Source organism: Streptomyces sp. NPDC002690 (assembly GCF_053592415.1).
On record NZ_JBSFVR010000396.1, the window covers coordinates 1 to 6,802 of the forward strand.

At 75.5% G+C, this 6,802-nt stretch carries 6 protein-coding genes and 1 pseudogene; 3 read left to right on the plus strand and 4 right to left on the minus strand.

What is annotated here, in order from left to right; translation table 11 throughout:
* The 4 genes from ACWD3D_RS31515 to ACWD3D_RS31530 all read right to left on the minus strand — a co-directional run.
* Window positions 1-782, minus strand: a 782-nt coding sequence (locus ACWD3D_RS31515) for a beta-ketoacyl-[acyl-carrier-protein] synthase family protein (protein WP_451464157.1), incomplete at its 3' end; no start/stop codon positions are given.
* A 99-nt stretch (window positions 783-881) separates the two neighbouring features.
* A complete protein-coding gene (locus ACWD3D_RS31520; RefSeq protein ID WP_451464158.1) occupies window positions 882-2,213 on the minus strand; it encodes a cytochrome P450 in 1,332 nt (443 codons plus the stop codon).
* Between the two features lie 153 nt (window positions 2,214-2,366).
* Entirely contained in the window at window positions 2,367-3,575 is a 1,209-nt protein-coding gene (locus ACWD3D_RS31525; RefSeq protein ID WP_451464159.1) for a beta-ketoacyl-[acyl-carrier-protein] synthase family protein, read from the minus strand.
* A 14-nt stretch (window positions 3,576-3,589) separates the two neighbouring features.
* Window positions 3,590-3,961, minus strand: a complete 372-nt coding sequence (locus ACWD3D_RS31530; protein WP_451464160.1) for an acyl carrier protein — start codon at window positions 3,959-3,961, stop codon at window positions 3,590-3,592.
* 351 nt (window positions 3,962-4,312) lie between these two features.
* On the opposite strand from ACWD3D_RS31530, the gene ACWD3D_RS31535 reads away from it, so the two are divergent.
* From ACWD3D_RS31535 to ACWD3D_RS31545, 3 genes and pseudogenes are all read left to right on the plus strand, one after another.
* A complete protein-coding gene (locus ACWD3D_RS31535; protein ID WP_451464162.1) occupies window positions 4,313-4,822 on the plus strand; it encodes a hypothetical protein in 510 nt (169 codons plus the stop codon).
* A complete protein-coding gene (locus ACWD3D_RS31540) occupies window positions 4,777-6,213 on the plus strand; it encodes a hypothetical protein (RefSeq protein WP_451464161.1) in 1,437 nt (478 codons plus the stop codon). Before ACWD3D_RS31535 ends, ACWD3D_RS31540 begins: the two co-directional genes overlap by 46 nt.
* Window positions 6,210-6,725: pseudogene (locus ACWD3D_RS31545) on the plus strand (hypothetical protein); the annotation flags it as partial. The gene ACWD3D_RS31540 and the pseudogene ACWD3D_RS31545, both read left to right, overlap by 4 nt.
* Window positions 6,726-6,802: the final 77 nt, after the last annotated feature.

Genomic DNA, 6,802 nt, shown 5'->3' on the forward strand with positions numbered 1-6,802 from the left:
GCCCGCTCCGCGCTCTGCTGCCGACGCTGCTCGTCGGCGCCCTGGGTGCCCCGGGCCAGCGCGCGGTCGGGGCGCTCCAGGACGAGGAGGGCGGCCCCCTCGGAGAGGACGAACCCGTCCCGGTCCGTGTCGAACGGGCTGGACGCCACCTCGGGCCCGCGCCGGGAGAGGGCCCGCATCTGGGTGAAGCAGGTGGCGGCCATCCGGGAACGCCCGGACTCGCTGCCCCCGGCCAGCACGATGTCGCAGGCGCCGGAGGCGATCAGGCCGCGGGCGACACCGAGTGCGGTGGCCCCGGAGGCGCAGGCGCTGGTGACGGTGAAGTTGGGGCCGCGTACGCCGAGGTCGAGGGCGACCTCGGCCGCCGCCATGCTGGCCACGCTCCGGGGCAGCGCCAGGGGCGAGACCAGGTGCGGCCGGTCCTCGCCGAGCAGCGTGAACTCGCGTACGTAGGTCTCCATGCTGTTGCAGCTGACGCCGAGGACGACACCGATCCGGTCGGCGTCCCAGGTGGCCGGGGAGAGCTTGGCGTCCGCCACGGCCTGGCGGGCGGCCTCCAGGGCGAGCTGGCAGAAACGGTCCAGCCGACGGGCCAGGCGGCGACCGAGGGCGGCTTCGGGGTCGAGACCGACCGGGCAGGAGATGTCGACGGGAAGCCCCGCCAGTACGGGATCGCGCCGGGCGAGGCTCTTGCCCGCGCACACGGCGTCCCAGGTCGCGATGGCGTTCGCGCCGGCCGGGGTGATCATGCCGATGCCGGTGACGGCGGCTTCAGCCGGCATGGCGCGTCCCTCGGGTGGTGGCGGCCGAGGGGCTCACCGGGGGCCGGGGGCCGTTCGGGGACGTGGGGGCGGGGGATGCGGGGGATGCGGGGGTGAGGGTCATCGGGGGGCTCTCGCGAGGGTGGTGAGCAGGCGGAGGTGGTGGGGGAGGGCGGTTCCGGCCATCGGCGCGGGGCCCTCGGCGGAGCCGGAGGCCGGGAGTCCGGCCGGGCCGGAGGCCGGGAGGCCCGGCGCCGGGTCGTCGGCGAGGCGCAGGGAGGGGAACCGGCTGAGCAGGGCCGGCAGGAACTCGCCCAGTTGCAGACGGGCGAGGGCCGCGCCGACGCAGTAGTGGATGCCGACGCCGAAGGTCAGGTGGGCGGTGGAGGTGGCGGCGGCCCGGGGATCGCGGTTGGCGGCCGGTACCACCACGATCAGCCGCTGCTGGGCGGCGACGGGCACCCCGGCCAGTACGCAGCCGCGGGTCGCGACGCGGCCGACGACCGCGGCGGCCGGCCGGTCGCGCAGCACGTCCTCCACGGCGGCCCCCATGTCCTCGGGGCGCCGGCGCAGCGCGGCGGTCAGCCCGGGGTCGCTCAGCACCGCGTGGGCCGCGCTGGTCAGCGAGGACTGGACGGTCATGAAGCCGGTGACGAACAACTGGGCGGTGTGCACCACGATGTCGTCGGTCCCCACCCCCTCCGCCCGGGCGGCGGTCACCCAGGCGGAGAGGAAGTCGGTGCCGGGGCACCGCTCCCGCTCCTGGACGACCCGCAGGAAGTACGCGAACAGGGCGGCGTCCGCCGCGTCCGCGTCGTCCAGGTCGGCCTCGGAGGGGAAGAGCTCGGCGGCGGCCGTCCAGCGGGCGCTCAGGCTCGCGAGCATGGGGGCGTCCTCGTCGGGCAGCGTGAGGATCTTGCACATGACCCGGGAGGGCAGCGGCCGGCTGATGTGTTCGGTCAGGTCGGCGGTGCCGTGGGCCGCCAGTGCGGCGCCCAGGTCGTTCAGGCCGCTGTGGACCAGACCGGTCACCACGGGCCGCAGCTCGGCGAGCGCGGTGCGGTGGAAACCCTGGGCGAGATGGGCCCGGAGCGCGGTGTGGCGGGGCGGGTTGGCGTTGGGCAGGGAGGCCGCGTAACTGACCACGCTGCGGTGGTGGCGCCAGCTGCCGGCGTGCGCGTCGCGCCAGGCGGTGTCCGGGAGGACGAACGCCGGATCGCGCAGGACGTGGCGGCACTCCTGGAAGCCGGTGACGACGACCGCGTTCAGCGCGGGTACGGGGATCACCGGGCCCAGCTTCCGCAGCCGGTCGAACACCGGGTACGGGTCGGCTTCGGTGCGCAGCCGACGGAGCAGGCGCATCACCTGTCCCTGGAGACCGGGGGCCTCGGGCTCGGTGACGGACGGGGTGGCCGGGTGGGGCGACGGGGCGGTGGGGAGGACGGCGCTCATGGGATTCGGTGCTTCCAGTGGTTCACGGGGAGCGGCGGGGGCGCCGCGCCGTTCGGTGCGGGGTGCGGGCGATCGCGCGGCTCTTCGGCGGCGGGGTACGGGCGTCGGGCGGTACGGGGTGTGGGCGCGGGGCGGGGGTACGGCCGCGCGGGGTCAGGAGGCCATCAGGGCCAGGGCGCTGTTCTGGCCGCCCAGGGCGGTGGAGACGCACAGCGCGGTGCGTGCCACCCCCGGGCGGGGGACCTTCGTGACGAGGTCGACGCCTTCGGCGAAGGCGGGGTCCGGTTCGGTGAGGTTCGCGGTCGGCGGGATGGTCCGCCGGGCCAGGGTGAGCACGCTGAGGACGGCCTCGATGCCCCCCGACCCCGCGCCGGCGTGACCGAGGGCGGCCTTGGTGGCGGTGACCGGCGGGCGGTGCGGCAGCACCCGGGCCAGCCAGGACGCCTCCGCCGCGTCGCTGGAGAGTGTCGCCGTTCCGTGTGCGTTGACGTGCTCCACGTCCTGCGGCTGCCAGCGGGCGTCGGCGAGCGCGGCGCGTACCGCCCGCTCGGCGCCCCGGCCCTCGGGGTGGACGGCGGCGATGTGGTGGGCGTCGCCCGCGGCCCCGTAACCGGCCGTCCAGGCCAGCACCGGTGCGCGGCGGGCCCGGGCGTGCGCCGCACGCTCCAGCACCAGGATTCCGGCACCCTCGGCGGCCACGAAGCCGTCCCGGCCGCTGCCGAAGGGGCGGGCCGCGTCGCGCGGGTCGCAGGGGCGCGAGGACAGCAGGCCCAGCTGGGCGAAGGCCGTCACGGTGAGGGGGTGGCAGAGGCACTCGGAACCGCCGGCCACCGCGACGTCCAGGGTGCCGGAGCGCAGCAGGTCGCGGGCGACGCCGATCGCGGTCAGCCCGGAGGCGCAGCCCGCCGAGGTCGCGAAGTTCGGTCCGGCCGCGCCGAGATCGAGGGCGACCTCGGCCGCGCTCGCGCTGGGCAGGCTGCGGGGCATCGCCATCGGCGGGACGGTCTCGGGGCGGCCGGCGGCGAGCTTGCCGCAGATGTCGACCAGGCCGTCGACGCTGGAGCCGCCCGTACCGATCACCACTCCGACGCGGACCGGGTCCCAGTCCCGGCCCGTGAGCCCCGCCATGGCCACGGCCTCGCGGGCGGCGACCATGCTGAGCTGTGTGTTCCGGTCCATCCGGCGGGCCAGGCGCCGTCCGAGCAACGCGTCGGCGTCGAAGTCCGGTACCCGGCAGGAGATGTCCACCCGCAGTCCGGCCAGCAGCGGATCACGGGCGGCCGTCGACACCCCGGCGAGGGCGGCTCGCCAGCCGGCCTCCACGCCGGTCCCGCCCGGCGTGACCAAGCCCAGGCCCGTCACGACGACACCGGCCTTCACGACTGCGCAGGCGCGACGAACAGGGCCTGGTCGAACGACGATGCGGGGGCGGCGGACCGGGCCTGATCGGGTGCGGGGGCCGCGGCCTCCGGGCGGGCCGGACCGGGCGACGGCGCGGCGGCCATGGCCGGGGGGCGCGCCCGGTCGAACTCCGCCGCCATCTGCCCCAGGGTGCTGTCGGGGCTCATCTCCACGTCCTCCAGACGTACCCCGGTGGACTCGGTGATGATCACCGCCAGCTCCGCCAGGGAGAGCGAGTCCAGCTCCAGTTGACGGGCCGTCGCGTCGGGCCGCACCTGTTCCTCGTCAAGCCCGAACTCCTCGACCAGCAGCCTGGTCAGCATCTCGTACATCGCACCGTCCTCCATGAAGTTGTTTCTTGCGCAAACACAGTCGCCAACGACGCCAAGCCCTCCTGGTCACCCCGAAACACCGATTCGCCAGGGTTGACACGCGAGAGTCCCCGCATACGGCCGTGTGGCGGGGGGTGGCGCGAACGGGGGTGGGGTGGCGCGTCGACCTGGGAGGCGACGGCCCGTCGGCGTGCCGGGGACGGTGCACGGCCCGGTGCGGGGCGAGCCGACCGCGTTGTCAGTGGGCGCACGTATGTTCAGTCGTGTTCCGCCTCCGCCGTCGCGGCGCGGTGCCCCCTTGTGCGCGGAAACCCCTTCGGGTCGTAAAGGCCCATCGAACTCACAGGAGATGACGTGTCGTCAGAGATGGAGAGGTCGAGCACGGTGCGGGTGATCCCGCCCGCCCGGCCGCGCAAGCTCGCCAAGGTCCCGTTCGTGGAACTCGCCGACGGGCGGCTGCAGGGCGTCGTCTCCAGCGGGTCGGACATCGAGCGTGTCTATGTCTCGTCCGTCGAGACCCGGACCTTCGCCTACGCCTGCAGCACCAACAACAACCGCCCCTGCGGCGGAGCGCGCGGCGGCTTCTGCAACCACATACGCGCACTGGTCAACGAGTCCGTCCTCCAGTACGGCGCCGAGCGCGTGGCCCGCTACCTCAAGGCCGAGCCCGCCGACGGCGGGGCGAGCGCGGCGGGCATCACCGCCACCATGACGGCCACCCGCCCCGGCCCGGCGGACAGCAAGGCCGCCGCACCCGTCTTCAGCCGGTTCCTGCATCACCTCGCCTACCTCGAACTCGCGCCGACCACATGGCCGTTGGCCGAGATGCAGTGGTTCCCGCCGACGCGTTCGCCGCACGGGGCGGTGGCGGCCTGATGCGCGCCGACCTGCTCGTCGAGGCGATCGACGGAGTGGACGAGGCAGTGGCCGCCGTCGACTCCTTCGACCGGGTCCTGGTGACCGGCCTGCTCCGGCCACGCCCCGCCCAGGCCGCCGCGCTGGCGGATTTCGCGGAGGCCCTCGCGGGCAGCCCGCTCGCCTCCCGGGTCGCCGAGGCGGCTGGTAAGGCCGCTTCCGGGGCGGCGGGCGAGGAGCACTTCACCGCCCTCGCGGCGGGCCGCGCCGCACTGCTCGGCGCCGTCCACGACGCGCTGACCGTACGGGCCCAGGAGGCGGCGGGGCGGACCTCCTGGGCGTCGGCCGCCCCGGCCACCAGCACCGGGACCCCGGCGAACCTGCTGGTCGCCGCCCGATCCTGGCTCTGTGACCTGGCCCGCTGCGGCTGGCGCGGCATCGACCACGAGGTGGTCCAGGGGGCGGCCCGGATCGTCGCCGCGATGCTCGACGACCCCGAACTGCGCCGCTTGGCCGCCGTCCTGGACGGCTTCGCCGCCGAACTCGCCGCGTCCTGCCCGGGCGCCACCATGGAGTGGGTGCCGGTCCGGCGCTGGGCCGACCTCTGGGCGCGGGCGATGCTGCTCACCCTGCCCGGCGCGATCGCCGCCCCGGAGACCGTCCCGGCCACCGGCCGCCTGCTGCCGCTCGGCGTGGACCTGCAGGAGCACGCCACCGCCGTACAGGCGCAGGTGCACGCCGTGTTCGAGCCTGCGGACGGCTCCACGCCGTCCCTGGTACGGGCGTCGGTGTCGGCGCCCAAGCCCGACTCGGTCGTCGGCGCCGGGCTCTGGCAGCTGCTCCGCCCCCACCTCTCGCTGCTGGCGGCGGTGGGCGAGGGACGCACCATGGAGCTCACCGGCATGCCCCTCACCCCGGCGGGCGACCTGATCTGGAGCGAGGAGAACGCCCGCACCGGCGAGTCCGCCGACGCCTTCGCCACCGCCCGGGTCGCCCTGCCCGCCGCGACCGGCCGGGCCACCGCCCCGCTGGACCGCCACCCCGCGGCAGTCGCCGTCCCCGTCTTCGTCGACGGCTACGCGGCAGCGGCCGGGGAGGACGGCTCGGTGGTGTTCACCCTCGCCGGGCACGCCCTCGACGTCGACGTGGACCGGATTCCGGCCGCCGGACCCCTCACCCCCGAGGCCGTCCTCGCGTCGGGAGCGTGCATCGGACTGCTCCGCTGGGACGCGGGGGAGTTCCGCCTCCAGCCGCTCGCCGTGGAGACCACCGTGCGGAAGAAGGCGGTGGCGGTGCACGCCGGGGCCTGGGCCGGAGGCACCACCGACAAGGCCGGGACCAGGGCCGAGAAGGCCGCCACCGACGCGGCGGCCGTACTGCGCGAACGCGCCGGAAGGCTGCTGCGGAAATGACCGGACGGACGGACGACATCGGACAGCGCGCGGCAGCGGGAGCGACGCGATTCCCCGGCGCCCCGGACGACATTGCCGGCCCGGATTCCCAGGACAATCGCCGTCAGGTTCTCTACTGGCGGCTCCTGGCCCAGCTCTTCGACCCCGAGGAGCAGCCGGCGCTGGAGTCGGCGAGCCTCGCCGTGGTCGAGGACATCGGGCTGCCGCCCGCACTGCTGGACCAGCGGGTCGCGGTCGACTCGGTGGTCCAGCGCCACCCGGGACTCGCCGCCGAATTCGACGGACTGCTCGCGGCGCAGCCCGGAGCGGGAGCGGCCGGGGCGGACCCCGAACCCGGGGCGGTCACCGAACCCGGGGCGGTCACCGAACCCGGGGCGGTCACCGAACCCGGGGCGGACACCGACCCCGGCCGGGACCGGGCGGCCGAGGTGCGGCGGGCCGCACTGGTCTCCAAGGTGCTGCTGAACGTCTTCGCGACGGGTACGGGCGCGGTCACCGCCGGGCAGCTGGCTGCCAAGGCCATCGAGCGACGAGTAAGCCCCACCTGACCGTCGAGGGGTGATACGGCCGTCGCTAGGCTGCCGACATG